This window comes from Methylibium sp. Root1272 (assembly GCF_001425905.1).
Lineage (GTDB): Bacteria > Pseudomonadota > Gammaproteobacteria > Burkholderiales > Burkholderiaceae_C > Methylibium.
Genome location: NZ_LMDY01000003.1, coordinates 90413 through 115577, shown reverse-complemented (window position 1 = coordinate 115577; position 25165 = coordinate 90413). Strand labels below are relative to the sequence as shown.

22 protein-coding genes are annotated in these 25165 nt (G+C 70.8%); 19 read left to right on the top strand and 3 right to left on the bottom strand.

Features of this window, described 5'->3' with window-relative positions:
- Positions 1-6: 6 nt before the first annotated feature.
- A complete protein-coding gene (locus ASC67_RS04620) occupies positions 7-1473 on the bottom strand; it encodes a form I ribulose bisphosphate carboxylase large subunit (protein WP_056315792.1) in 1467 nt (488 codons plus the stop codon).
- A 164-nt stretch (positions 1474-1637) separates the two neighbouring features.
- Between ASC67_RS04620 and ASC67_RS04615 the strand changes: the two genes are divergently transcribed.
- The 8 genes from ASC67_RS04615 (at position 1638) to ASC67_RS04580 (ending at position 11218) form a co-directional block, all read left to right on the top strand.
- Complete coding sequence (locus tag ASC67_RS04615) at positions 1638-2606, top strand: LysR family transcriptional regulator (protein WP_056315640.1); 969 nt, start codon at positions 1638-1640, stop codon at positions 2604-2606.
- A gap of 180 nt (positions 2607-2786) precedes the next feature.
- The gene (locus ASC67_RS04610; RefSeq protein WP_056315637.1) at positions 2787-4397 is read left to right on the top strand and encodes a methyl-accepting chemotaxis protein; all 1611 of its coding nucleotides are present in this window, start codon (positions 2787-2789) and stop codon (positions 4395-4397) included.
- 112 nt (positions 4398-4509) lie between these two features.
- A complete protein-coding gene (gene bchI, locus ASC67_RS20475; protein WP_056315790.1) occupies positions 4510-5538 on the top strand; it encodes a magnesium chelatase ATPase subunit I in 1029 nt (342 codons plus the stop codon).
- Entirely contained in the window at positions 5535-7355 is a 1821-nt protein-coding gene (locus ASC67_RS04600) for a magnesium chelatase subunit D (RefSeq protein ID WP_056315634.1), read from the top strand. Before bchI ends, ASC67_RS04600 begins: the two co-directional genes overlap by 4 nt.
- 11 nt (positions 7356-7366) lie before the next feature.
- On the top strand, positions 7367-8269 hold the full coding sequence (bchO, locus tag ASC67_RS04595; protein ID WP_056315631.1) for an alpha/beta fold hydrolase BchO: 903 nt from the start codon (positions 7367-7369) through the stop codon (positions 8267-8269).
- Positions 8270-8378: 109 nt separating this feature from the next.
- On the top strand, positions 8379-9944 hold the full coding sequence (locus ASC67_RS04590) for a phytoene desaturase (protein WP_056315629.1): 1566 nt from the start codon (positions 8379-8381) through the stop codon (positions 9942-9944).
- Entirely contained in the window at positions 9901-11031 is a 1131-nt protein-coding gene (locus tag ASC67_RS04585; RefSeq protein WP_235566221.1) for a phytoene/squalene synthase family protein, read from the top strand. Before ASC67_RS04590 ends, ASC67_RS04585 begins: the two co-directional genes overlap by 44 nt.
- Before the next feature lies 1 nt (position 11032).
- Complete coding sequence (locus tag ASC67_RS04580) at positions 11033-11218, top strand: hypothetical protein (protein WP_056315625.1); 186 nt, start codon at positions 11033-11035, stop codon at positions 11216-11218.
- Between the two features lie 15 nt (positions 11219-11233).
- Here ASC67_RS04580 and ASC67_RS04575 read toward each other — a convergent pair whose 3' ends face one another.
- Together ASC67_RS04575 and crtD are read right to left on the bottom strand one after the other, a co-directional pair.
- On the bottom strand, positions 11234-12163 hold the full coding sequence (locus ASC67_RS04575) for a carotenoid 1,2-hydratase (RefSeq protein ID WP_056315619.1): 930 nt from the start codon (positions 12161-12163) through the stop codon (positions 11234-11236).
- Complete coding sequence (crtD, locus tag ASC67_RS04570) at positions 12118-13677, bottom strand: 1-hydroxycarotenoid 3,4-desaturase CrtD (protein WP_056315614.1); 1560 nt, start codon at positions 13675-13677, stop codon at positions 12118-12120. The genes ASC67_RS04575 and crtD overlap by 46 nt, the downstream gene beginning before the upstream one ends.
- Before the next feature lie 124 nt (positions 13678-13801).
- Between crtD and ASC67_RS04565 the strand changes: the two genes are divergently transcribed.
- From ASC67_RS04565 to pufC, 11 genes are all read left to right on the top strand, one after another.
- Complete coding sequence (locus ASC67_RS04565; RefSeq protein WP_056315612.1) at positions 13802-14683, top strand: polyprenyl synthetase family protein; 882 nt, start codon at positions 13802-13804, stop codon at positions 14681-14683.
- A 22-nt stretch (positions 14684-14705) separates the two neighbouring features.
- On the top strand, positions 14706-15890 hold the full coding sequence (locus ASC67_RS04560; RefSeq protein WP_056315605.1) for a methyltransferase: 1185 nt from the start codon (positions 14706-14708) through the stop codon (positions 15888-15890).
- A 134-nt stretch (positions 15891-16024) separates the two neighbouring features.
- Positions 16025-16960 (top strand): chlorophyll synthesis pathway protein BchC, encoded by a 936-nt coding sequence (gene bchC / locus ASC67_RS04555; RefSeq protein WP_056315602.1) that lies wholly within the window; start codon positions 16025-16027, stop codon positions 16958-16960.
- Positions 16957-17979 carry a chlorophyllide a reductase iron protein subunit X gene (locus ASC67_RS04550; RefSeq protein WP_082535826.1) on the top strand — a complete coding sequence of 341 codons (1023 nt, stop codon included), beginning with the start codon at positions 16957-16959 and terminating at the stop codon, positions 17977-17979. Before bchC ends, ASC67_RS04550 begins: the two co-directional genes overlap by 4 nt.
- 12 nt (positions 17980-17991) lie before the next feature.
- Entirely contained in the window at positions 17992-19554 is a 1563-nt protein-coding gene (gene bchY / locus ASC67_RS04545; protein WP_056315599.1) for a chlorophyllide a reductase subunit Y, read from the top strand.
- A 118-nt stretch (positions 19555-19672) separates the two neighbouring features.
- Positions 19673-21163, top strand: coding sequence for a chlorophyllide a reductase subunit Z (gene bchZ / locus ASC67_RS04540; protein ID WP_056315783.1), 1491 nt, complete (start codon positions 19673-19675; stop codon positions 21161-21163).
- Positions 21164-21313: 150 nt separating this feature from the next.
- Positions 21314-21544, top strand: coding sequence for a light-harvesting antenna LH1, beta subunit (gene pufB / locus ASC67_RS04535; protein WP_082535825.1), 231 nt, complete (start codon positions 21314-21316; stop codon positions 21542-21544).
- Positions 21545-21556: 12 nt separating this feature from the next.
- Positions 21557-21751 (top strand): light-harvesting antenna LH1, alpha subunit, encoded by a 195-nt coding sequence (pufA, locus tag ASC67_RS04530; RefSeq protein WP_056315591.1) that lies wholly within the window; start codon positions 21557-21559, stop codon positions 21749-21751.
- A 116-nt stretch (positions 21752-21867) separates the two neighbouring features.
- Positions 21868-22692 carry a photosynthetic reaction center subunit L gene (gene pufL, locus ASC67_RS04525; protein WP_056315588.1) on the top strand — a complete coding sequence of 275 codons (825 nt, stop codon included), beginning with the start codon at positions 21868-21870 and terminating at the stop codon, positions 22690-22692.
- A 54-nt stretch (positions 22693-22746) separates the two neighbouring features.
- Positions 22747-23724: a photosynthetic reaction center subunit M gene (gene pufM, locus ASC67_RS04520; RefSeq protein WP_056315586.1), complete on the top strand. Its 978-nt coding sequence runs from the start codon at positions 22747-22749 to the stop codon at positions 23722-23724.
- Positions 23721-25088, top strand: coding sequence for a photosynthetic reaction center cytochrome PufC (gene pufC, locus ASC67_RS04515; protein ID WP_082535824.1), 1368 nt, complete (start codon positions 23721-23723; stop codon positions 25086-25088). Before pufM ends, pufC begins: the two co-directional genes overlap by 4 nt.
- The last annotated feature ends 77 nt before the right edge of the window (positions 25089-25165 follow it).

The following is a 25165-nucleotide window of genomic DNA, read 5'->3' as shown; positions in this document are numbered from 1 at the left end:
TCGTGCTCAGGCGACCGACGGCGTGGGCACGTAGTCCGACGTGTCGGTGGACGTGTAGTTGAAGGTGATGTCACCCCAGGTATCGAGCGCGGCGGCCAGTGGGGTGCAGCTCTTGGCGGCATCGCGCAGGATCTGCGGGCCTTCGTTCTTGATGTCGCGACCTTCGTTGCGCGCCAGCACCATGGCTTCGAGCGCGACGCGGTTGGCGGTGGCGCCGGCCTGGATGCCCTGCGGGTGGCCGATCGTGCCGCCGCCGAACTGCAGCACCACGTCGTCGCCGAACAGGTCGATCAGCTGATGCATCTGGCCGGCGTGGATGCCGCCCGAGGCGACCGGCATGACCTTGCGCAGCGCGCCCCAGTCCTGGTCGAAGAAGATGCCGCGCGGCAGGTCGACCTTGGTGTGGGTGTCGCGGCAGACGTTGTAGTAGCCCTGCACCGTCATCGGGTCGCCCTCGAGCTTGCCGACGGCCGTACCGGCATGGATGTGGTCGACGCCGGCCATGCGCATCCACTTGGCGATCACGCGGAAGCTCACGCCGTGGTTCTTCTGCCGCGTGTAGGTGCCGTGGCCGGCACGGTGCAGGTGCAGCACCATGTCGTTCTGCCGACACCAGTTGCTCATGCTCTGGATGGCGGTGTAGCCGATCACCAGGTCGATCATGATGATGACCGAACCGAGCTCCTTCGCGAACTCCGCGCGGCGGTACATCTCCTCCATCGTGCCGGCGGTGACGTTCAGGTAGCTGCCCTTGACCTCGCCGGTCGCCGCGCTCGCCTTGTTCACGGCGTCCATCACGAAGAGGAAGCGGTCGCGCCAGTGCATGAAGGGCTGCGAGTTGATGTTCTCGTCGTCCTTCATGAAGTCGAGGCCGCCCTTGAGGCCCTCGTAGACCACGCGGCCGTAGTTGCGTCCCGACAGGCCGAGCTTGGGCTTGGTGGTGGCACCCAGCAGCGGACGGCCGAACTTGTCGAGCCGTTCGCGCTCGACCACGATGCCGGTCGGCGGGCCGGCGAAGGTCTTCACATACGAGACCGGGAACTTCATGTCCTCGAGCCGCGCGGCCTTCAACGGCTTGAAGCTGAAGACGTTGCCGATGATCGATGCGGTGACGTTGGCGATCGAGCCTTCCTCGAACAGGCTCAGGTCGTAGGCGACGTAGCAGAAGTACTGCCCGGGGTTGTTGGGCACCGGCTCGACCTTGTAGGCCTTGGCGCGATACATGTCGCAGGCGGTGAGACGGTCGGTCCACACCACGGTCCAGGTCGCGGTGCTGGACTCGCCGGCCACCGCTGCGGCGGCCTCGATCGGGTCGACGCCGTCCTGCGGCGTGATGCGGAACAGCGCCAGGATGTCGGTGTCCTTCGGCACGTAGTCGCCGTTCCAGTAGCCCATCTGGGCGTACTTCAGGACCCCGGCGGCGTAGCGCTTCTTGGTGTCAGTGATCTGCGTTGGTTCGTTCATCTTGCCCACGGCACTCTCCTTGCTCGACAGCGGTTTGGTTGGCGGTTCTGCATGCAAGGGCTTGGCGGCACAGGCCTTGCAGTGACCCGTCAAACCTTTGATGAACATGAATATACAAACGTGATTTCACTAAAAAAAATTAATTATGTTTAGTGAAATATTGGTGCTTGCTAATGCTTAAGAACGCCACGCTGCGCCAGCTCTCGGCCTTCCACGCCGTGGCTCGGCTGGGCAGCGTGTCGCGCGCGGCGAGTGAGCTCTATCTGACCCAGCCCGCGGTCTCGATCCAGCTCAAATTGCTGGAAGAATCGGCCGGTACGCCGCTGCTGCAGCGCGAGGGCCGCGGCGTGCGGCTCACGCAGGCAGGGGACCTGATGGCGTCCTATGCAGGCCGCATCCTCGACCTGTGGCGCGATGTCGGCGACGAGATGGCCACGCTGCGCGGCGTGTTCTCGGGAACCCTGCGTGTCGGTGCGGTGACGACCGCCGAGTACCTGTTGCCGCCGCTGCTGGTGAGCTTCGCGAACGAGCATCCCAATGTGAAGGTCAAGCTGCGCGTGGGCAACCGCGACGAGATCGCTCGCATGCTCGCCACCCAGGAGGTCGACCTGGTGATCATGGGCCGGCCGCCGTGCGAACTGAAGACCGTGTCGACCGCTTTTGCCAAGCACCCGATGGCCTTCATTGCGTCGCCGCGCCATCCGTTGATGGCGCAGCGGGACGTCTCACTGGCCGACGTGTCGGGAGCCAACCTGCTGGCGCGCGAGCGCGGCTCCGGCACCCGCACGACGCTGGAGCGGCTGTTCAAGGACGAGGCCATCATGTTGCGCATCGGCTCCGAGCTGTCGAGCAACGAGGCCATCAAGCAGATGTGCGCCGCGGGCTTCGGCGTAGCCTTCCTGTCGTTGCACACCTGCCGGCTCGAACTCGACGCCGGCCTGCTGCAACTGCTGCCGCTGGACAACAACCCCGTCGAGCGCGAGTGGTTCGTGATGCACCTGGCGTCGCGGCAACTGCCGCAGGTGGCGGTGGCGTTCGAGCAGTTCCTGACCGGACATGGGCAGCGGCTCATTCACGCCCAGCTGCAGAGAGCGGTCGAGTCGACGACCCGGCCGGCCGGCCATCAGTCGCGCAAGCGCTGAGCTGGCTGGCATCCAACTGACCACTCGCTGCGCCAAGCTGCAAGTCGATTTGCCGTTCTTTCTGCTCATTGACCGTGACGCCGACGGGTTCGAAGCTTGCGTGAGCTGCCACCGCAGCCCGCCCCGCTTGGCGGCAGGGTAGTGCACCTCACAACAGCGCAAGGCGCGGACGGAGACAGCGTGAACCACATACCCATCCAGCAGGGCGGCGCGGACCGCAACGTGTCGGGGTCGCAGCAGGCGCCGCTGATCACCACCACCGACCTGCAGGGCACGATCAGCTTCGCCAACACCGCCTTTCTGAGAACCTGCGGCCTCGCGATGGAGCAGGTGCTCGGTGCTCCGCACAGCATCGTGCGGCATCCCGACATGCCCCCGAAGGTGTTCGCGGACATGTGGGCGGCCCTCCATGCCGGGCGGCCCTGGACGGGCCTTGTCAAGAACCGCAGCAGCTCCGGCGATGCCTTCTGGGTCAAGGCCAACATCATCCCGATGTTCAAGGACCGTCAGACCGTCGGGTTCACCTCGGTGCAGTGCCCGCCCGAGGAGACCGAGGTCCGCCAGGCCGAGCAGGTCTACGGCCTTTGGCAGGCCGGTGCTGGCGCGCACTACGTGCTGCGCGCCGGTCGCATCGTCGAGACCGGGTGGCGTGCACTGGTCAAGGCCGTGAAGAATCCTCTGGATCTGCCTGTGCAATGGCGCATGCAGGGCACCGCCGCGATCCTCGCGGTGCTGTTCAGCGTGCTGCTCGCGAGCGCTCTGCTGCCCGACGCCCTGTCCGTGCCGATGGCACTGACCGGCGGCTGGCGCATCTGGGCGCTGGTCGGCGGATCGATCGGACTGATGGCATCGATCGCGGTGGCGGTGTATTTCCTGCAGCGCGTGGTCGCGCCGCTGCGCCAGTCGCTCGATGCCGCGATGGCCATCGCCGGCGGCGACATCACGCGACAGTTCGACGACACGCGCACCGCCGGCGAACTGCTCGAACTGAATCTCGCGCTCGGGCAGATGGTGGCCAAGATGACCGCTGTGCTCGGTGACGCGCGGCTCCACGCCGCCGAGGTCGCCTCGGTGGTCGACGAGCTGGCCGACGGCGCGAGCCGCCTCGCTGAGCGCTCGGCGAGCCAGGCCGACGACGTGCAAGCCGTCACGCGCAGCACCGCCGACATCGACGTGCTGAGCCAGCGCAACACCGACGCGGCCACCCAGGCGAGCCGGTCGGCGCACCGGGCCTCCGACGAAGCCGACCAGACCTGCGCCGCTGCCGCCGCCATGCACACCGCCATGCACGACATCACCGTGTGCAGCCGGCGCATCGGCGAGATCAGCCACGTCATCGACGAGATCGCGCTGCAGACAGGCATCCTGGCGCTCAACGCCGCCGCCGCCGCGAGCCGTGCCGGCGAGCAGGGGCGCACGTTCAACATCATCGCCGGCGAGGTGCGCACGCTGGCGCAGCGCAGCGGCGCCGCGGCCAAGGAGATCAAGCAACTGGTCGACGAATCCCAGCAGCAGACCGGTGCCGGCGAGAAGCTGGCGGCCCAGGTCGGCACGCGCATCAACGGCGTAGCGCAGCAGGTGAAGGAGGTCAGCGCGATGGTCTCGCAGATCAGCCTCGCTGCGCAGGAGCAATGTGCCGGCGTCGAGCACATCAACGCGAGGCTGCAGACGCTGGACGCGACCACGCACCAGAATGCCGAACTGGCGCGCGCCAGCGCCGCGTCGAGCGCCGATGCGATCCGCGAGGCGCAGCGGTTGCAGGCCGCGCTGGGCGTGTGGAGCCTCGATTGAGGCCGGTGTAGCGCCGGATCGCAGCGCGCCCGGCTGCGCGCTTTCAGCAGGTTCGCGGCAGCGCGCCTTCTGCTACCGTCGAACGCTCCGTCTCTCCCGGATGTTCGACGACATGGCAGTGCAGTTCCCCTTCTCGGCGATCGTGGGTCAGGATGAGATGAAGCTGGCGATCCTGCTCGCCGCCGTCGACTGGCGCATCGGTGGCGTGCTGGTGTTCGGTGATCGCGGCACCGGCAAGTCGACCGCGGTGCGCGCGCTCGCGGCCCTGCTGCCGAAGATGCGCGTCGTCGCGGGGTGTCCGTACGGATGCGATCCCGCGGCAGCCTCGGGCTGCGAGGCGTGCGAGGCCCGGGGCCGTGCGGCAGGGGCTGCGCGCAAGTCCGTCCTGGTGCCGGTGCCGGTGGTCGACCTGCCGCTCGGCGCCACCGAAGACCGCGTCGTCGGCGCGCTGGACCTGGAGCGCGCGCTGTCGCAGGGCGTCAAGGCCTTCGAGCCTGGCCTGCTGGCACGAGCGAATCGCGGTTTCCTCTACGTGGACGAAGTCAATCTGCTCGAGGACCACCTCGTCGATCTGCTGATCGACGTGGCGGCCTCCGGCGAGAACGTCGTCGAACGCGAAGGCCTGAGCGTGCGCCACCCGGCGCGCTTCGTGCTGGTCGGCAGCGGCAACCCGGAAGAGGGCGAACTGAGGCCGCAGTTGCTCGACCGGTTCGGCTTGTCGGTCGAGGTCCGGACGCCCGAGGTGCTGGCCGAGCGCGTCGAGGTCGTGCGGCGCCGCGACGCCTTCGAGCGCGACCCCCACGCCTTCACCGAGCGGTGGAAGAAGGAGGACGAGCGCACGCGCCGGCGGCTCGTGGCCGGGCGCTCGCGGCTCGACGGCGTGCGCGTGCCCGATGCGATGCTCGAGCGTGCCGCGCAGCTGTGCATGGCGCTCGGCACCGATGGCCTGCGCGGCGAGCTCACGCTGATCCGCGCGGCGCGCGCGCTGGCCGCGCTGCAGGGCGATGCCGAGGTGGCCGATGCGCACCTGAAGCGCGTCGCGCCGCCGGCGCTGCGACACCGGCTGCGCCGCAATCCGCTCGACGACGCCGGCTCCTCGGTCCGAGTCGACCGCGCCGTCGCGGAGCTGTTCGGGCCGTGAACGATTCGGACCCCGCAGCGCTCGAGCGCTGGGCCGAGGTGGCCCACGTTGCGGCGCTGTTCGCGGTCGATCCGGTCGGCACGGCCGGCGTGTCGCTGCGTTCGCTGGCGGGCGGCGCGCGCGAACGCTGGCTGGCCCTGCTGCGCGATCTGCTGCCGGCCGCTGCGCCGCTGCGCCGCGTGCCGCTGCACATCGGTGACGAGCGCCTGCTCGGCGGCCTCGACCTGGCCGCCACGCTGCAGGCCGGGCGGCCCGTCGCGCAACGCGGCGTGCTCGCCGAGGCCGACGGCGGCGTGGTGCTGCTGGCCATGGCCGAGCGGCTGGGTGTGGCCGGCGCCGCGCGGCTGGCGGCGGTGCTCGACACCCAGGTGGTCGCGATGGAGCGCGAAGGTCTCGCGCGCCGTCTCCCCGCGCGGCTGGGCATCGTGGCGCTGGACGAAAGCATGGACGCCGACGAGCGGGTGCCCTCGGCACTGCTGGATCGGCTGGCCTTCCACGTGGCGCTCGACGCGGCGAGCGCGCGCAACGAGGCGCTGGCGGCAGGCCGCTGGCGGCGCGATGACGTGCTCGCGGCTCGTGAGCTGCTGCCGCAGGTCGAGGCCGACGACGACACCGTGCAGGCCCTGTGCGCGGCCGCGCTGGCGCTCGGCATCGCATCGCTGCGCGCGCCCGTGCTGGCGCTGCGGGTGGCGCGTGCCGCCGCCGCGCTCGACGGCCGCCGCACCGTGAGCGAAGGCGATGCGGCGCTCGCTGCGCGGCTCGTGCTGGCCCCGCGCGCCACCCAGTTGCCGGCGACGTCGCCGCCAGAGCAGGACGAGGCCGCGGCGACCGAGGCCCCCCCGCCTCCCGAGCCTGCGGAAGCGGCCGACGGCGATGCCGAGGCATCGTCCGAACAGCAGGACGGCGACGCGGACGACCGGCCTGCCGACCTCGACGAGCTCGTGCTCGAGGCCGCGCGGGCGGCACTGCCACCCGGCCTGCTGGCGGCACTCGCGCTCGGCCAGGCCGCCCGGCTGCGCGCCAAGGGCGCCGGCCGCGCCGGTGCGCTGCAGCAGAGCGGGCTGCGCGGCCGGCCGGTCGGCGCGCGGCGTGGTGAGCCACGCACCGGCGCGCGCCTGAACGTGATCGAAACGCTGCGCGCGGCGGCGCCGTGGCAGCGGCTGCGGCAAGCCAGCCCCGGTGGCGGCGGCGCGCGCATCCAGGTGCGGCGCGAGGATTTCCACGTCACGCGCTTCACGCAGCGCAGCGAGACCACCACCATCTTCGCCGTCGACGCCTCCGGCTCCGCGGCGCTGCACCGGCTGGCCGAGGCCAAGGGCGCGGTCGAACTGCTGCTGGCCGACTGCTACGTGCGCCGCGACAACGTGGCGGTGCTGGCCTTCCGGGGCAAGACGGCCGAGTTGCTGCTGCCGCCGACGCGCTCGCTGGTACGCGCCAAGCGCAGTCTGGCTGGCCTGCCGGGCGGTGGCGGCACGCCGCTGGCGGCCGGCATCGATGCGGCGCTGGCATTGGCCGAGGCGGTGCGCCGGCGTGGCGAGACGCCGGTCGTCGTACTGCTGACCGATGGCCGCGCCAACATCGCGCGCGACGGTGAACCCGGCCGCACACGCGCCGGCGAGGACGCGCTGGCCGCGGCGCGGCAACTGCAGGCCGCCGGCGTCACGGCACTGCTGCTCGACACATCGCCGCAGCCGCAGGCCACGGCGCGCCAGCTCGCCGCCCAGATGGGCGCCGCCTACCTGCCGCTGCCGCATGCGGGCGCGGCCGAGCTGTCGCAGGCGGTACGGCTCGCCACGGCGCCGACGGCGCCACGCTGACGGACGGCGCGGTGGGCGGGGACCGCCTGGTCTGGGAGCGAGACGGCCTCGACTGGCCGCACCGCGCGGCGAGCCGTTTCGTCCAGGCCGGCGGGCTGCGCTGGCACGTGCAGCACTTCGGCGCGGCGCGGCGGCCCGCCTTGCTGCTGCTCCATGGCACCGGCTCGTCCACCCACTCCTGGCGCGGCCTGGCGCCCCTGCTGGCCGAGGACTTCAGCGTGCTGAGCTGCGACCTGCCGGGGCACGGCTTCGCCGACATGCCGCCGGCGTGGCAGCTGTCGCTGCCGGGCATGGCGCAGGCGGTCGGCGCCTTGCTGGCGGTGCTCGACAGCTCGCCGCGGCTCGCGATCGGCCATTCGGCGGGCGCTGCGATCGCGGCCCGCATGTGCCTCGATGGGCACATGGCACCGGCCGCGCTGATCAGCCTGAACGGCGCTTTCCTGCCGCTGGGCGGGTTGGCAGGCCAACTGTTCTCGCCAGCGGCCAAGCTGATGGCGATGACGCCGCTGGTGCCGCAGCTCTTCGCCTGGCGCGCCGGCGACGCCGCGGTCGTCCAGGGTCTGATCGACGGCACCGGCTCGACGCTCGATGCCGAGGGCCTGGCGCTCTACGGCCGGCTGGTGCGTAGCCCGGGGCATGCCGCTGCCGCGCTGGGCATGATGGCGCACTGGGATCTCAAGCCGATGCAGCTGGATCTGCCCCGGCTGCGGCCCGCGCTGACGCTGGTGGCCGCCGGCAACGACCGCACGATCTCGCCCGATCACGCGCGGCGTGTGCAGGCGCTGCTGCCTTCGGCGCAGCGCATCGACCTGCCCGGGCTCGGGCATCTGGCGCACGAGGAGCGGCCCGCGGAGGTGGCCGAGCTGGTGCTGCGGGTCGCGCGCGAGCAGCGCATCCTTCGCCGGGACGGTTGAGGCCGCGGACGCCCGTCGCCGATGGCGGGCGCCGCATGTCGATCAGGTCGAGCGGCGGCAGGGAAGCGCCGGGGTTGTCAGATAAACATGACACTCATACTATTGGAGAATGTTGACACTTCCGCTGCCCGGCACCCTGCCGCTGTCGGCACGGCGCGGGCCCCGGGCCCAGCCGCATGCCGTCGTCATCGGCAGCGGATTCGGTGGCCTGGCCGCGGCGGTGCGGCTGGGCGCGCGGGGCTACCGGGTCAGCGTGCTCGAGAAGCTCGATGCGCCCGGCGGCCGGGCCTATGTGCACCGCCAGGATGGCTTCACCTTCGATGCCGGGCCGACGGTGATCACCGCGCCCTTCCTGCTCGAGGAGCTGTGGAGCCTGTGCGGCCGACGCCTCGCCGACGACATCGACCTGCGACCGGTTTCGCCGTTCTATCGCATCCGCTTCGACGATGGCGCGAGCTTCGACTACAGCGGCGATGCCGCGGCGATGCGCGCCGAGATCGCCCGCTTCTCGCCGGGCGACGTGGCCGGCTATGAGCGCTTCCTCGCCGCCAGCGAGGCGATCTACAAGGTCGGCTTCGAGCAACTGGGCCACGTGCCCTTCGACAGCTGGACCGACATGGCGCGCGTGCTGCCCGAACTGCTGAAGCTGGAGGGCTACCGCTCGGTCTATGCGCTGGCCTGCAAGCATGTGCAGGACGAGCGGCTGCGCGTGGTGCTGACCTTCCAGTCGCTGCTGGTGGGCGGCAATCCCTTCGCCACCACCTCGATCTACTGCCTGATCGCCTTCCTCGAGCGGCGCTTCGGCGTGCACTTCGCGATGGGCGGCACCGGCAGCCTGGTGCAGGGCCTGGTGGGCCTGATCGAAGGGCAGGGCGGCAGCGTGCGCTGCAACCAGGCGGTGACCGAAATCATGGTGCAGCGCAAGCGCGCCTGCGGTGTGCGCCTTGCGAGCGGCCAGGAGATCGCCGCCGACGTGGTGGTGTCGAACGCCGATTCGGCCTGGACCTACCGCCACCTGCTGGCGCCGGAGCACCGCCGCCGCTGGACCGACCGGCGCATCGAGAAGGCGCGCTACTCGATGAGCCTGTTCGTCTGGTACTTCGGCACGCGCCGCCGGTACCCCGACGTCGCGCACCACACCATCGCCCTCGGACCGCGCTACCGCGAGCTGCTGGGCGACATCTTCGACCGCAAGCTGCTGGCCGAGGACTTCAGCCTCTACCTGCACCGGCCCACGGCGACCGACCCCTCGCTCGCGCCGCCGGGCTGCGACGCCTTCTACGTGCTGTCGCCGGTGCCCCACCTGCAGAGCGGCACCGACTGGGCCCGCCAGGCCGAGCCCTACCGGCGGGCGATCGAGCAACGCCTGGAGGCCACGCTGCTGCCGGGCCTGTCGCAGCAGGTCGTCACCTCGCGACTGCTGACGCCGCAGGACTTCCAGGACCGCCTGTCGTCCTTCCGAGGCGCGGCTTTCGGCCTGGAGCCGGTGCTGAGCCAGAGCGCCTGGTTCCGCCCGCACAACCGCAGCGAAGAGATCGACCGGCTCTACCTGGTGGGAGCCGGTACCCATCCCGGCGCCGGTCTGCCCGGCGTCCTGTCCTCGGCCCGCGTCCTCGACACGGTGGTGCCCCATGCAGATGCCCTTTCCGACACGCTCTCTGCCCTCCCGGCCTGAGGCCTCGCCGCCCGCGCCCGATGCTGCGGCGGCAGCCGACATCGCGGCCTGCCGCGGTCTGCTGCGTCACGGCTCGCGCAGCTTCTTCGCGGCCTCGCTGCTGCTGCCGCGCTCGCTGCGCGATCCGGCCTCGGCGCTCTATGCCTTCTGCCGGCTGGCGGACGACGCGGTCGATCTCGAGGGCGGCCCGGCCGACGCGGTGGCTGACTTGCGCGACCGCCTCGCGCGCGCCTACGCCGGTACGCCGCGAGCCCTGCCGGCCGACCGCGCGCTGGCCGCTGTGGTGGCCCGCTTCGACGTGCCGCGCGCGCTGCCGGAAGGCCTGATCGAGGGCTTCGAGTGGGACGCTCGGGGCCGAAGCTACGAAACGCTCGACGAACTGCAGGACTACGCGGCCCGCGTGGCCGGGACGGTGGGCGCGATGATGGCCGTGCTGATGGGCGTGCGCTCGACCGAGGGCGTGGCGCGCGCCTGCGACCTGGGCGTGGCGATGCAGCTGTCCAACATCGCCCGCGACGTCGGCGAGGACGCCCGCATGGGCCGGCTCTACCTGCCGCGCCAGTGGCTGCGCGAGGCCGGCATCGATCCCGACGCCTGGCTGGCCGAGCCGCGCTTCACGCCTGCACTCGGCGCGGTGGTGCGCCGTCTGCTGGACGCCGCCGAGGCGCTGTACCGCCGTGTCGACGCCGGCGTGGCGCAACTGCCGATGTCCTGCCGCCCCGGCATCAACGCGGCGCGCTTCCTGTACCGTGACATCGGCCTCGAGGTGGCGCGTCGCGGGCTGGACTCGGTGGCCGCGCGGGCCACGGTGGCGCCGTCGCGCAAGGCCTGGCTGCTGCTGCAGGCGGTGCTGCGGCTGTGGCCGTCGCGTGCCGCATCGCCGCCGCCGCCGCTGGACGCGACTCGCTTTCTCGTCGAGGCCGTGGTCCCGCGCGACGTCGCGGCCGCGTCGGCGTCGCGGGTGGCGACCTCGCCGACCGGGGGCGTCGAGGCGCGTGTGGTGTGGCTGATCGACCTGTTCGAGCGCCTGGAGCGCCGCGAGCAACTGCAGTACGGGCAGTCGTCCTGCGGCCCAGCACCGCATTGACGTGGATGGTGCGACGCTCGGCCTGCTCGAGGGGCTGCTCGTGTTCGGCGGCGTGCTCGGCTTCGGCGTGTGGCAGCTCGTCTCGGTGCGCCGTTCGCTGGCGCGTGACCGGCGCCGGCAGGCCGAGCAGGCGGCGAACGACGATGCGGCGCCCGACCCCGGCGCCCCGCGCAAGCCACCGCCCTGAGCGAGTCGGCCGACTTCAGCGGCGGGTGCGCGGCATGCGGAACGGCAGCATCGCCTGCACCCAGCCGCTGCGGAACCGGGCTAGCGACAGGCTCTCGTGCACCGCGACCGCGGCCTGGCCGAGCAGGTGCGTGTCGAGCAGCGAGCGGGCGTAGAACGGCGTGTCCTCCAGGGTCTTCACGACGCGGACGGTGGCCGGCGTGTCGCTGTGCGTGCCGCGCGCGATGCGCCACAGCCGGGTGGCCGGCAGCGGCGCCGGCGGCGGCAAGGTGAAGGAGGGCAACGCTTCGCCCGTGGGGCTGAACTGCAGCGCCAGCGCGTGCGGTGATCCGTCGCTGCGTGCCACGTCGTACAGCACCGTGGTGCGCCCATCGGCCAGCGTGGCGCGGCACCAGTCCCAGCGGTTGAAGTCCTGCTCGAGCGGACGCTCGCCGGCGTTGTGGTCGAGGTAGCCGGTGCCGCTCCAGCGCAGCGCGGGGTGGCTGAGCTCGACCTCGACGCGCGCGCGCGGAGCGATCGGCCCCCAGCGGTGGTGGCCGGCCGCATCGAGTACGTGCACGGCGTCCGTCAGCGCGGAGGGGTGCACGCGCACCTGGCCGCGGATGCGCGACAGGAAGGGCGCGCAGACCTCGTCGAGACGGATCGTCAGCGTGTCGTCGCGCCAGGTCATCGCGCTCGGGCCGATCTGCAGCGAGGCTCGATCGCGCTCGAGCTGGCCGCGGCCGCGCTCGGTCATCGCCCAGCGCTTGCCGGCCGCGCCATAGAGCGCGACGTTCATCGCGCAGTGCTGCTGTGCATCGGCCGCGCCTCCGGGCGCACGCCGCCGCGCCCAGGCGTAGTAGGGCGAGAACACGCTGCCGATGAAGCCGATCAGCGTGAGACCGTGTTCACCGTCGTCGCTCAGCGCGTCGACATACCACCAGGCATAGCCGCCGGGCGGGACCACGCCGTCGAACCGCGGACCGCCGCGTGGTCCTGCAGCACGCTCGCCGCCGCCAGCCGGCCCGACAGCGCCGCCATCGGCACGCCCGGCCCCGGGTGCGTGCCGCCTCCCGCGAGATAGAGGCCCGGCATCCGGCTGCGCGACCCGGGTCGCGTGAACGAGGCCCTCCACCCGTGGGAGGCCGGGCCATAGAGCGCGCCGCCGGTCCCCGGGAACAGGCGCTCGAAGTCGCTCGGCGTCGTCGTCACGGGCTGCAGCGGGTTCGGCTCCACGTGAAGTCCGCAGCGCGCCAGCGTCTCGAAGCTCTTCTGTTCGCATCGCGTGATCTCCTGGGCGGTGAGGGGCCGCCGGTCGGCCGTGGGTGGGGCGTTGACGAGGCACAGCAGGCGTTCGGCGCCGCGCTCGCCGGCCACGTCGGTATCGGCATCGCCGCGGTCCTGCGCGCACACGTAGACCGTCGGTGAAGCCGGCAGGCGTGCGTGGGTGAACAGGTCGTCGAACTCGGCGCGGTAGTCACCGGAAAAGAACACGGTGTGGCGATGCAGCGGAAAGCCCCGCGTCCGCGCCACGAGGTTCCAGGTCAGCGCCGACAGCGAGCGCGCCGACGCCGTCGGCGGCCGCACCGCGCGCATTGCGTCGTCGCCCAGGTGGCCGGCCGCGAGCGCGCCGGGGTCGCCGTTGAACACCACCGCCGTGGCGTCGATCTGCCGGCCGTCGGCGAGCCGCACGCCGCAGGCCCGTCCGTCGCGGATCAGTAGATCCGACACCGAGGCGTCGTAGTGGAAGCGCGCGCCGCGGCGTTGGGCCAGCCCGGCGAGGGCCACTGCGACGCGGTGCATGCCGCCATCGACGCTCCACACGCCGTCCTGCTCGACATGGGCCACCAGCATCAGCGTGGCCGGCGCGAGAAAGGGCGACGCGCCGCAGTAGGTGGCGTAGCGGCCGAACAGCTGCCGCAGGCGTGGGTCGCGGAAGTGATCGCCGAGCGCGTCCCACAAGGTGGAGAACGGCGAGATGCGCGCCAGCTCTGGCAGCCCGCGCAGCCCGGCGCGTGCCACCAGGCCCCAGGGCGTCGGCCGGCTGCCGCGCAGAAACGGCCCTTCCAGCGCGGCATAGACGCGGCGCGCCCGCGTGCAGAACGCGCGGTAGGCCCGGGCCTCGGCGGCGCCGGCGAAGCGGCCGATCGCCTCGGCCGAGCGCTCGACATCGGCGTACAGGTCGAACTGCTCGTCGGCGTTCCAGGCGTGGCGGGCCAGCACTGTCAGCGGACGCAGCGTCAGGTGATCGGCCAGGCGCTCGCCCACGCGGTCGAGCAATTCCTCGAACACCCAGCGCATCGTGAAGACCGTCGGCCCGGCATCCATGCGGGCGCCGTGCTCGCCCACCTCGCGCATCTTGCCGCCGGGCGCCGGGCCGCGCTCGACGACGACGACCTCGAGCCCCTGGTGCGCCAGCTCCAGCGCGCAGGCCAGGCCGCCGATGCCGGCGCCGACCACCACCACCCGCTCGCTTTGCATCGTGGTCCTCCGAGCAAGGTCTGTTGACGCGTCGACCTGATGTGTCTACATTGATTGACACATTAAGTTGACATGTTTAATGTACATCTTGCCTGACACCGTGCACCGTCCATGGAGAACCACGATGAAGCCGATCACACGCATTGAGCAATCTCTGGCGGCAGCGCTCGCCACCGGCGAGCAGGAGGACTGCCCGCAGAAGCTCGCTGGCGCCATCCGGCATGCGGTGTTTCCCGGCGGCGCGCGCATCCGCCCGCAGCTGTGCCTGGCGGTGGCGCAGGCTTGCGGCGATGACGACCCCGGCCTCAGCGAGGCCGCAGCGGTGGCGATCGAGCTGCTCCATTGCGCGTCGCTGGTCCACGACGACCTGCCGTGCTTCGACGATGCGGCGACACGGCGCGGGCGCGCCTCGGTGCATTTCGCGTTCGGCGAAAGCTTGGCGGTGCTGGCTGGCGATGCCTTGATCGTGCTGGCCTTCCAGTCGCTGTCCGAGGGCGCGGTCCGCTCGCCGCAACGGCTCGCGCCGCTGCTGGCCACCATCGCTCGTGGCGTCGGCATGCCCAACGGCATCGTCGCGGGCCAGGCCTGGGAGTGTGAGCCGCGCGTGTCGCTCGCGCAGTACCAGCGCGCCAAGACCGGTGCGCTGTTCGTGGCCGCCACGATGGCCGGGGCGCAGGCCTGCGGCGTCGAGCCGGAACCGTGGCGAGCGCTCGGCGGCTGTCTCGGAGAGGCCTACCAGGTGGCCGACGACATCCGCGATGTCGCGGCCGATCCCGAACTGCTGGGCAAGCCCATGGGCCGGGACGCCGCGCTGTGCCGCCCCAGCGCCGCCGGCCAGCTCGGGCTCGAGGGTGCGGTGCGGCTGTTCGACGGGCTGGTCGAGCGGGCCATCGCGGCGATCCCGCCCTGCCCGGGCGCGTCGCAGTTGCGTGCGCTGGTGCGCGCCGAGGCCGAGCGCCTGGTGCCCCAGTCCCTGAGCGGTGAGCTGGTGCGCGTGGCCGCCTGATCCGCGCCGACGCGCCGCTGCGATGCAACCGCTCGACATCGCCGAAGCGGCCCGCCCACCGCCCCACGGCGTGGCGTGGCGCGAGCGCTGGCTGGCGCAGCGCGATGCGCTGCTGGCGAGCCCCCGCTTCCGGCGCTGGGCGGCGGCGTTCCCGTTCACGCGCCGCACCGCACAGCGGCGGGCCCGCGCGCTGTTCGATCTGGTGGCCGGCTTCGTCTACTCGCAGGTGCTGCTCGCCTGCGTGCGGCTGCGTGCGTTCGACGTGCTGGCGGAGGGGCCGCAGGACCTCCGGGCGCTGGCGCTGCGGTTCGACCTGACCGAGGACGCCGCCGAACGCCTGCTGGACGCCGCGGTGTCGCTCGGCCTCGCCGAGCGGCGGAGCGGCGGGCGCTACGGGCTGGGGCCGCTGGGCGCGCCGATGGTCGGCAACCGGGCTCTGGCCGCGATGGTCGAGCACCACGCCGCGCTGTACGCCGACCTGAGCGACCCGGTTGCGCTGCTGCGTGGCGACGACAACCGGCCCGCGCGCCTCTCGCGCTACTGGGCCTATGCGGCTGCGTCCACGCCCGGCGCGGCACGGGCTGCCGACGTGGCCGACTACTCCACCCTGATGGCAGCCTCGCAGCCGCTGGTGGCCGAGCAGATCCTCGACGCCTACCCGCTCGCACGCCATCGCTGCCTGCTCGACGTCGGAGGCGGCGAGGGTGCCTTCCTCGCGCAGGCGGCGCTGCGGGCGCCGCGGCTGCGGCTGATGCTGTTCGATCTGCCGGCGGTCGCGGCGCGCGCGCGCGCGCGGCTGGCAGCGCAGGGCCTGGGCGAACGCTCGGTGGTGGCCGGTGGCGACTTCCTCGCCGATCCGCTGCCGACCGGGGCCGACATTGCCACGCTGATCCGCGTCGTCCACGACCACGACGATGCCCAGGCGCTGATGCTGCTGAAGGCGGTGCGCGCCGCGCTGCCGTCCCACGGCTGCCTGTTGCTGGCCGAGCCGATGGCCGGCACCCGAGGGCAGGAGCCGATGGGCGACGCCTACTTCGGCTTCTACCTGCTGGCCATGGGCCAGGGTCGGCCGCGCACCGCCGCGCGACTGACGCAGATGCTCGAGGCAGCGGGTTTCGCGCGGATCCGGATCCTGCCGACTCGCATGCCCTTGCAGACCAGCCTGATCCTGGCCCATCCCGGCGTGTCAGTCGCGCAAGCGGACTAGCTGTAAATCATGCTTGACACATGATTGAGTAAGTTTAAGATGACACAAACACCTGCCAACGAGCCCGACATGCTTCGCCCCCCTTCCAGCCCTGCGCGCACCGCAGCACCGCGATCGACCCCGGGAGGCTCTGCGTGAACGCGCTCGCCGTCGTGCTCGAGCAGCCCGAGCAGCTCGCGCTGAGCCGGCTCGATCTCGAGGCGGCGACCGAGGACGACGTGGTGGTCGACATCGAGTGGAGCGGCATCAGCACCGGCACCGAGAAGCTGCTCTGGTTCGGCCGCATGCCGGCCTTCCCGGGCATGGGCTACCCCCTGGTACCGGGCTACGAGTCGGTCGGGCGCATCAGCGCGGCGGGCGCACGCTCCGGCGGACGGCTCGGCGGGCGCGTGTTCGTGCCCGGCGCCCGCTGCTTCGGCGACGTGCGCGGCCTGTTCGGTGGTGCCGCATCGCGCGTGGTCGTGCCCGGCGCGCGCGCGCTGCCGATCGCCGAATCGCTCGGCGAGCAGGGCGTGTTGCTGGCGCTGGCGGCGACCGCACACCATGCGATCCTGGCCGAGGGCTGCCGACTGCCCGAGCTCATCGTCGGCCACGGCGTGCTGGGCCGGATGATCGCGCGGCTCGCGGTGATGGCCGGCGGCGCGCCGGTGGTGTGGGACACCGATGCGGCGCGGCGCGAAGGCGCGGCCGGCTATGCCGTCATCGACCCGGCCGAAGACACGCGGCGCGATTACCGCTGCATCTGCGACGTGAGCGGCGATGCCGCGCTGCTCGACACGCTGATCGCGCGCCTCGCCCCTGGCGGCGAGGTGGTGCTGGCCGGCTTCTACGACACGCTCACGTTCAGCTTTCCGCCGGCCTTCATGCGCGAGGCCCGGCTGCGCATCGCCTCGCAGTGGCAGCCGGCCGACCTGCAGGCCGCCAAGGCGCTGGCCGAGTCGGGACAGCTGTCGCTGGACGGCCTGATCACCCACCGCGCCGAACCGGGCGACGCCGACGCCGCCTACCGCACCGCCTTCGGCGATCCGGCCTGTCTGAAGATGATCCTCGACTGGAGAGCCTGCTCATGAGCACTGCCGTACCGAGCTCCGCCGCCAAGGCCACGCCGATCACGCTGATGATGAAGGACCTGCGCGCCGAGGCCGCGATCGAGCCCGAAGCGCCCGTCACCTCGCCGATCGCCAAGACCACGCAGATCATCGCGATCTACGGCAAGGGCGGCATCGGCAAGAGCTTCACGCTCGCCAACCTCAGCTACATGATGGCGCAGCAGGGCAAGAAGGTGCTGCTGATCGGCTGCGACCCGAAGAGCGACACCACCAGCCTGCTGTTCGGCGGCAAGGCCTGCCCGACCATCATCGAGACCAGCAGCAAGAAGAAGCTGGCCGGCGAGGCGGTCGCGATCGGCGACGTGTGCTTCAAGCGCGACGGCGTCTACGCGATGGAACTCGGCGGCCCCGAGGTCGGCCGCGGCTGTGGCGGGCGAGGGATCATCCACGGCTTCGAGCTGCTCGAGAAGCTCGGCTTCCACGAGTGGGGCTTCGACTACGTGCTGCTCGACTTCCTGGGCGACGTGGTGTGCGGTGGCTTCGGCCTGCCGATCGCGCGCGACATGTGCCAGAAGGTCATCGTCGTCGCCAGCAACGACCTGCAGTCGCTGTACGTGGCCAACAACGTGTGCTCGGCAGTCGAATACTTCCGCAAGCTCGGCGGCAACGTCGGCGTGGCCGGCATGGTGATCAACCGCGACGACGGCACCGGCGAGGCGGCGAAGTTCGCCGAGAACGTGGGCATCCCGGTGCTCTCGACCATCCCCGCCAACGACGACATCCGCCGCAAGAGTGCCAGCTACGAAATCATCGGCCGGCCCGGCTCCGACTGGGGCCCGATGTTCGCCGAGCTGGCCGAGAACGTCGGCAACTCCACGCCGATGCGGCCCAAGCCGATGACGCAGGACCAGCTGCTCGGCCTGTTCTCGGCCGACAGCGTGGGCCGCAACGTCGTGCTCGAGCCGGCCACGCAGTTCGACATGTGCGGCAAGACCGAGATCAGGAAAGAGACCCTCGAAGTGGTCTACGACGACGTCTGAGCGAGCAGCCCCATGAGCGCCGTCATTCCTCCCATCGTCGTCGCGCCGACCCCCGGCGTGAAGACCGCCCTCGAAGGCGACGGGATGGGTTGCCATGCCGGCGGCGAGACCCTGCTCGCAGCAGCCAAGTCGGCCGGCAAGAGCGCGGTGCTCGACCAGTACGCGAAGGACTACCCGCGCGACCCCAAGGCTGGCCCGCACGACCAGCCGCAGAGCATGTGCCCGGCCTTCGGCTCGCTGCGCGTCGGATTGCGCATGCGCCGCACGATGACCATCCTGTCGGGCTCGGCCTGCTGTGTCTACGGCCTGACCTTCACGTCGCACTTCTACGGCGCGCGCCGCAGCGTCGGCTACGTGCCCTTCAACAGCGAGAGCCTGGTGACCGGCAAGCTGTTCGAGGACATCCGCGACGCCGTGCACCAGCAGGCGGACCCTGCGAAGTACGACGCCATCGTCATCATCAACCTGTGCGTGCCGACGGCCAGCGGCGTGCCGCTGCAGATCCTGCCGAAGGAGATCAACGGCGTGCGCATCATCGGCATCGACGTGCCGGGCTTCGGCGTGCCGACCCATGCCGAGGCCAAGGACGTGCTGGCCGGCGCGATGCTGCGCTACGCGCGCGCAGAGATCCAGGCCGGGCCGGTGCAGGCACCCAGGGCCGGGCGCTCCGGGAAGCCCACGGTCACGCTGCTCGGCGAGATGTTCCCGGCCGATCCGATGGTGATCGGCGCGCTGCTCGAGCCGATGGGCCTGGCCGCCGGTCCGGTGGTCCCGACGCGCGAATGGCGCGAGCTCTATGCGGCGCTCGACGGCGCAGCGGTCGCGGCGATCCATCCGTTCTACACCGCCAGCATCCGCGAGTTCGAGGCCGCGGGCCGGTCCGTCGTCGGCTCGGCGCCGGTGGGCCACGACGGCACCGAAGCCTGGCTGCAGGCTGTCGGCAGCGCACTGAACATCGCGCAGGACAAGATCGATGCCGCCAAGAACCGCTTCCTGCCCGTCATCAAGGCGGTGCTCGGCAAGACGCCGATCCGGGGCCGCATCACGCTGAGCGGCTACGAGGGCTCGGAGCTGCTGGTGGGTCGCCTGCTGGTGGAGAGCGGTGCGGACCTGCGCTATGTCGGCACCGCCTGCCCGCGTACCGCGTGGAGCGACGCGGACCGCCAGTGGCTCGAATCGCATGGCGTGCAGGTGCAGTACCGCGCCTCGCTGGAGCAGGACCTGGCGGCGATGGCCGAATTCCAACCCGACCTCGCGATCGGCACCACGCCGATCGTGCAGGCGGCCAAGCAGCAGTCGATCCCGGCGCTGTACTTCACCAACCTGATCTCCGCCCGCCCGCTGATGGGGCCGGCCGGCGCCGGCTCGCTGGCCCAGGTGGTCAATGCGGCCATCGGCAACAAGGCGCGCTTCGACGAGATGAAGGAGTTCTTCGGCAACGCCGGTGCGCAGCACACCGCCGGCGTCTGGGAGCCATCGCAGGGCGTGCCCCAGGACAACGCTGCCTTCAAGGCCGATCACCGTCGCCAGATGGCGAAGATGGCCAAGAAGCGCAAGGCGGAGGAAATGATATGACCCCCCCCGTTGCGCCCTCGGCGCTCCCCCCCGGGAGGGGCACGCCGGCGGACCGGCGGAGCCGGACCCGCGGCGTGTGCTCGGCGGGTCGCGCGCTGGCATGGCCGGGGGCATCGTCATGCTAGTTCTCGACCACGATCGCGCGGGCGGCTACTGGGGCGCGGTGTATGTCTTCACCGCGATCAAGGGCCTGCAGGTCATCATCGACGGCCCGGTCGGCTGCGAGAACCTGCCGGTGACCAGCGTGCTGCACTACACCGACGCGCTGCCACCCCACGAGCTGCCGATCGTCGTGACCGGTCTGGCCGAGGAGCAGCTGGGCCGCGAGGGCACCGAGGGCTCGATGAAGCGCGCGCATGCGACGCTCGATCCCGATCTGCCGTCGGTGGTGGTCACCGGCTCCATCGCCGAGATGATCGGCGGCGGCGTCACGCCCGAAGGCACCGGCATCCTGCGCTTCCTGCCGCGCACCATCGACGAGGACCAGTGGCAGTGCGCGAATCGCGCGATGTTCTGGCTGTGGAGCGAGTACGGCCTGAAGAAGGTGCCGGCCCGCACGCCGTTCGCCGATCGACCCGCCGGAGAGAAGCCGCGCGTCAACCTCATCGGCCCGAGCTACGGGACCTTCAACTCGCCCAGCGACCTGGCCGAGATCCGCCGCCTGGTGCAGGGCATCGGCGCCGAGGTGAACATGGTGTTCCCGCTCGGCAGCCACCTGGCCGACGTGTCGCGGCTGGTGGAGGCCGACGTCAACATCTGCCTGTACCGCGAGTTCGGCCGCATGCTCTGCGAGGCCCTGGAGCGGCCCTATCTGCAGGCGCCGATCGGCCTGCACAGCACCACCAAGTTCCTGCGCCGGCTCGGCGAGTTGCTGCACCTCGACCCCGAGCCCTTCATCGAGCGCGAGAAGCACACCACCATCAAGCCCATCTGGGATCTGTGGCGTTCGGTCACGCAGGACTTCTTCGGCACCGCGAGCTTCGCGATCGTCGCGAACGAGACCTACACCCGCGGCGTGAAGCACTTCCTCGCCGACGAGCTGGGGCTGCCGTGCAACTTTGCCGTGGCGCGCAAGCCGGGCGAGAAGACCGACAACGAGGCGGTCCGCAAGCTCGTGCACGAGAAGCCGCCGCTGGTGATGTACGGCAGCTACAACGAACGCATGTACCTTGCCGAGGGCGGCGGGGGCGGAGGAGGGGGCTCGCCGATGCGCGCGAGCTTCATCCCGGCCTCGTTCCCGTTGCCGATCATCCGGCGCCACACCGGCACGCCCTTCATGGGCTATGCGGGGGCGACCTACCTGCTGCAGGAGTTCTGCAACGCGCTGTTCGACGCGCTGTTCCACATCCTGCCGCTGGGCAGCGAAATGGACCGCGTGGACCCGACGCCGGCGCGGCTCGGCCAGGGCGATGCCCGTCCGTGGGACGACGACGCGCAGCAACTGCTCGGCGAGTTCGTGCAGTCCGAGCCGGTGCTGGTGCAGATCTCGGCCGCCAAGCGCCTGCGCGACCGCGTCGAGCGCGATGCCCGGCGTGCCGGCGAGGACCGCGTCACGGCCGCCCGAGTGGTCACCTCGCGCGATGCGCTGCGTCAGGGAGAGCCGGCATGAAGCCCGTCCTCGCCGCCGCGCGTGCGCTCTCGATTCGAAGACTGGTCCGGCACCGCCGGACACAAGGATTGCCGTGGCATGCGCCGCGGCAAGCCCCTCCGCGGGGGTTGTTCGCGGTAACGGCCGACAGGCTCATTTGGAGGTACCACCATGGCTGACAGTAGGAGCGGCTCCCTTTCCGGACTCACGGAAACGGAAGCCAAGGAGTTTCACAGCATCTTCATGACGAGCTTCATCGTCTTCACGCTGATCGCGATCGTTGCGCACTTCCTGGTGTGGCAATGGCGTCCGTGGCTGCCGGGCGCGGGCGGTTACGCCCAGGTCCTGCACGACGCCAAGGACGTGGCCGTCGCGACGATCGCCATCGCTTTCAGTGCATAGGGAGGAAAAAACATGTGGCGCTTATGGCAACTCTTCGATCCGCGCAGGACGCTGGTCGCTCTCTTCACTTTCCTGTTCGTGCTGGCACTGGTGATCCATTTCATCCTGCTCAGTACCGATCGCTTCAACTGGCTCGAAGGCGCTCGCAAGGCACCGGCGGTCGCGGGCCAGATGGCTCCGATGCCGGCACCCGTGCCCGCCAAGTAGCGGCGCAGTGCGAGCCGCGGTGGACGAGGGGCGGGCCGGCGGCCCGCACCCGTCTGCCGTGAATCGCGGCAACCCGAAGGCCACGTGCAGTCGGCCTTCCGCATGAGGATGTGACCATGGCCATGCTCAGTTTTGAACGGAAGTACCGCGTACGCGGCGGCACGCTGACCGGCGGAGACCTCTTCGACTTCTGGGTGGGGCCGTTCTACGTCGGCTTCTTCGGCGTCACGACGGCCTTCTTCGCGCTGGTCGGCACGCTGATGATCGTATGGGGTGCCTCGCAGGGCCCGACCTGGAACCTCTGGCAGATCAGCATCGCGCCACCCGACCTGAAGTACGGCCTGGGCATGGCGCCGCTGATGGAGGGCGGGCTGTGGCAGCTGATCACCGTGTGTGCGATCGGCGCCTTCGTGTCGTGGGCGCTGCGCGAGGTGGAGATCTGCCGCAAGCTCGGCATCGGCTACCACGTACCCTTCGCCTTCTCGGTGGCGATCCTGGCCTACGTCACGCTGGTCGTGGTGCGGCCGGTGCTGCTGGGCGCCTGGGGGCACGGCTTTCCCTACGGAATCATGAGCCACCTGGACTGGGTGTCCAACACCGGCTACCAGTATCTGCACTTCCACTACAACCCCGCGCACATGCTCGCGGTGAGCTTCTTCTTCGCGACGACCTTCGCGCTGTCGCTGCACGGCGCGCTCATCCTGTCGTCCACCAACCCGGCGCCGGGCGAGCCGGTGAAGACCGCCGAACACGAGAACACCTTCTTCCGCGACACGATCGGCTACTCGATCGGCACGCTGGGCATCCACCGTCTGGGCCTGTTCCTCGCGCTGTCGGCCGGCTTCTGGAGCGCCGTCTGCATCGTCATCAGCGGCCCGTTCTGGACGCGCGGCTGGCCGGAGTGGTGGAGCTGGTGGCTCAACCTCCCGATCTGGCGCTGAAGCGCCCGCCGTCCCGACGGAAGAACAAGAGCAGAGCAGGAGCAGGAGACCGACATGGCCGAGTACCAGAACATCTTCACCCGCGTGCAGGCGGTGGCGCCGGCCTATGCCGGCATTCCGCTCGCGCGCGGCAACAAGGAGCGCGAGGGGCCCCCGGCGCACGTGCACCTGCTCGGCCGCTTCGGCGATGCGCAGATCGGACCGATCTACCTGGGCTGGCTCGGCCTCGCGTCGCTGCTCTGCTTCTTCATCGCCTTCGAGATCATCGGCCTGAACATGCTGGCCTCGGTGAACTGGGATCCGATCCAGTTCGTCCGTCAGCTGCCGTGGCTCGCGCTCGAGCCGCCACCGCCACAGTACGGGCTGGAGCTGCCGCCGCTCAACCAGGGCGGCTGGTGGCTGATGGCGGGCTTCTTCCTCACCGCGTCGATCCTGCTGTGGTGGGTGCGCATGTACCGCCGTGCCCGCGCGCTCGGCATGGGCACGCACGTCGCCTGGGCCTTCGCGGCGGCGATCTGGCTCTACCTGGTGCTGGGCTTCATCCGCCCGCTGCTGATGGGCAGCTGGGGCGAGGCGGTGCCGTTCGGCATCTTCCCGCACCTCGACTGGACCGCGGCCTTCTCGATCCGCTACGGCAACCTGTTCTACAACCCCTTCCACATGCTGTCGATCGCCTTCCTCTACGGCTCGACGCTGCTGTTCGCGATGCACGGCGCGACCATCCTCGCGGTCAGTCGCTTCGGCGGCGAGCGCGAGATCGAGCAGATCGTCGATCGCGGCACCGCCTCCGAGCGTGCCGCGCTGTTCTGGCGCTGGACCATGGGCTTCAACGCCACGATGGAGTCGATCCATCGCTGGGCCTGGTGGTTCGCGGTGCTGTGTCCGCTGTGCGGCGGCATCGGCATCCTGCTGACCGGCACCGTGGTCGACAACTGGTACCTGTGGGCCGTGAAACACCACGTCGCGCCGGTCTACCCGATGGTCTTCACGCCGGTCGTGGACCCGTCCTTGCTGCAGGGAGTGAAGCCATGAGACGCATCGCCCACACCTCGCTGGGGCTCGCGCTGACGGCCCTGCTGCTGATGCTCGTCGGCTGCGAGCGACCACCGGTCGACAGCGTGCAGCGCGGCTACCGCGGCACCGGCATGGACCAGATCTACAACCCGCGCACCCTGGAGGCTCAGGCGGTGGTCAACCAGGTGCCGGAGCCGTTGCCGGCGGTCAGCGCGGAGGGGCCGCGTGCCAAGGACGTGTTCAAGAACGTGCAGGTGCTCGGCGACAGCAGCGTGGGCGAGTTCACGCGCACGATGGCCGCCATCACCGCGTGGGTAGCGCCCGAGCAGGGTTGCACCTACTGCCACGCCGCCGGCAAGGACCTGTCGGAAGACGCGCTGTACACCAAGGTCGTCGCCCGCAAGATGCTGCAGATGACGCGCCACATCAACACCGACTTCAAGTCGCACGTCGCCGAGACCGGCGTCACCTGCTTCACCTGCCACCGCGGCCAGCCGGTGCCGGCGCAGACCTGGTTCAGCGCGCCGCCGCACAGGCAGACGGCCGGCATGGTCGGCGACGACGCGGGACAGAACAGCCCGGCGAAGTCGGTCGGACTGACCTCGCTGCCCTACGACCCGTTCACAGCCTACCTGTCGCAGGCGGCGGACATCCGCGTGGTGGGCGACACGCCGCTGCCGTCGGGCAACCGGAAATCCATCAAGCAGACCGAGGGCACTTACGGGCTGATGGTCCACATGTCGGAGTCGCTGGGCGTCAACTGCACCTATTGCCACAACAGCCGCTCGTTCTCGACCTGGGATCAGAGCACGCCGCAGCGCACCACGGCGTGGTACGGCATCCGCATGGCGCGCGACCTGAACGCGGCCTACCTGGAGCCGCTGACGTCGGTGTTCCCGGCCGAGCGCAACGGGCCGACCGGCGACGTGGCCAAGGTCAACTGCTCGACCTGCCACCAGGGCGCCTACAAGCCGCTCTACGGCGCGAGCATGCTGAAGGACCACCCCGAACTCGCCGGTGGCACCCGGGTGTCGGTCGCCGCCCCGGCCGCCGGGGCCCCAGCCGCACAGAGCGCGGTGCTGTTCTTCGACGTGGGCTCCTCATCGCTGGCCGGCGACGCGGAGAAGACGCTGGCGCCGGTGATCCAGGCGCTGAAGGCGAGCCCCGATTCGAAGGCGGTGCTGTCGGGCTACCACTCTGCGGCCGGCACCCTGTCGCAGAACCAGGGACTGGCGAAGCAGCGCGCCTTTGCGGTGCGCGACGCGCTGAAGGCGGCCGGCATCACCGAGGATCGCATCCAGCTCGAGAAGCCGCAATCGGCCGAGGCCAACCTGTCTGGCGAGGATCCGGCAGCACGGCGCGTCGAGGTGGCGCTGCGCTGACGACGTTTCCGGAGGTGAAAGGGCAAAGCACTTCACCGGACTCGGGCGGCCCTCGTGCCGCCCGTTTTTTCGTGGCG

What these genes read in the sequence shown, in the direction of transcription:
- ASC67_RS04615 (WP_056315640.1), top strand. Translation starts at nt 1,638, where the DNA reads ATGCTTAAGAACGCCACGCTGCGCCAGCTCTCGGCCTTCCACGCCGTG.
- bchI (WP_056315790.1), top strand. Translation starts at nt 4,510, where the DNA reads ATGGCAGTGCAGTTCCCCTTCTCGGCGATCGTGGGTCAGGATGAGATG.
- ASC67_RS04590 (WP_056315629.1), top strand. Translation starts at nt 8,379, where the DNA reads ATGTTGACACTTCCGCTGCCCGGCACCCTGCCGCTGTCGGCACGGCGC.
- ASC67_RS04585 (WP_235566221.1), top strand. Translation starts at nt 9,901, where the DNA reads ATGCAGATGCCCTTTCCGACACGCTCTCTGCCCTCCCGGCCTGAGGCC.
- crtD (WP_056315614.1), bottom strand. Translation starts at nt 13,677, where the DNA reads ATGCAAAGCGAGCGGGTGGTGGTGGTCGGCGCCGGCATCGGCGGCCTG.
- ASC67_RS04565 (WP_056315612.1), top strand. Translation starts at nt 13,802, where the DNA reads ATGAAGCCGATCACACGCATTGAGCAATCTCTGGCGGCAGCGCTCGCC.
- ASC67_RS04560 (WP_056315605.1), top strand. Translation starts at nt 14,706, where the DNA reads ATGCAACCGCTCGACATCGCCGAAGCGGCCCGCCCACCGCCCCACGGC.
- ASC67_RS04550 (WP_082535826.1), top strand. Translation starts at nt 16,957, where the DNA reads ATGAGCACTGCCGTACCGAGCTCCGCCGCCAAGGCCACGCCGATCACG.
- bchY (WP_056315599.1), top strand. Translation starts at nt 17,992, where the DNA reads ATGAGCGCCGTCATTCCTCCCATCGTCGTCGCGCCGACCCCCGGCGTG.
- bchZ (WP_056315783.1), top strand. Translation starts at nt 19,673, where the DNA reads ATGCTAGTTCTCGACCACGATCGCGCGGGCGGCTACTGGGGCGCGGTG.
- pufB (WP_082535825.1), top strand. Translation starts at nt 21,314, where the DNA reads ATGGCTGACAGTAGGAGCGGCTCCCTTTCCGGACTCACGGAAACGGAA.
- pufA (WP_056315591.1), top strand. Translation starts at nt 21,557, where the DNA reads ATGTGGCGCTTATGGCAACTCTTCGATCCGCGCAGGACGCTGGTCGCT.
- pufL (WP_056315588.1), top strand. Translation starts at nt 21,868, where the DNA reads ATGGCCATGCTCAGTTTTGAACGGAAGTACCGCGTACGCGGCGGCACG.
- pufM (WP_056315586.1), top strand. Translation starts at nt 22,747, where the DNA reads ATGGCCGAGTACCAGAACATCTTCACCCGCGTGCAGGCGGTGGCGCCG.
- pufC (WP_082535824.1), top strand. Translation starts at nt 23,721, where the DNA reads ATGAGACGCATCGCCCACACCTCGCTGGGGCTCGCGCTGACGGCCCTG.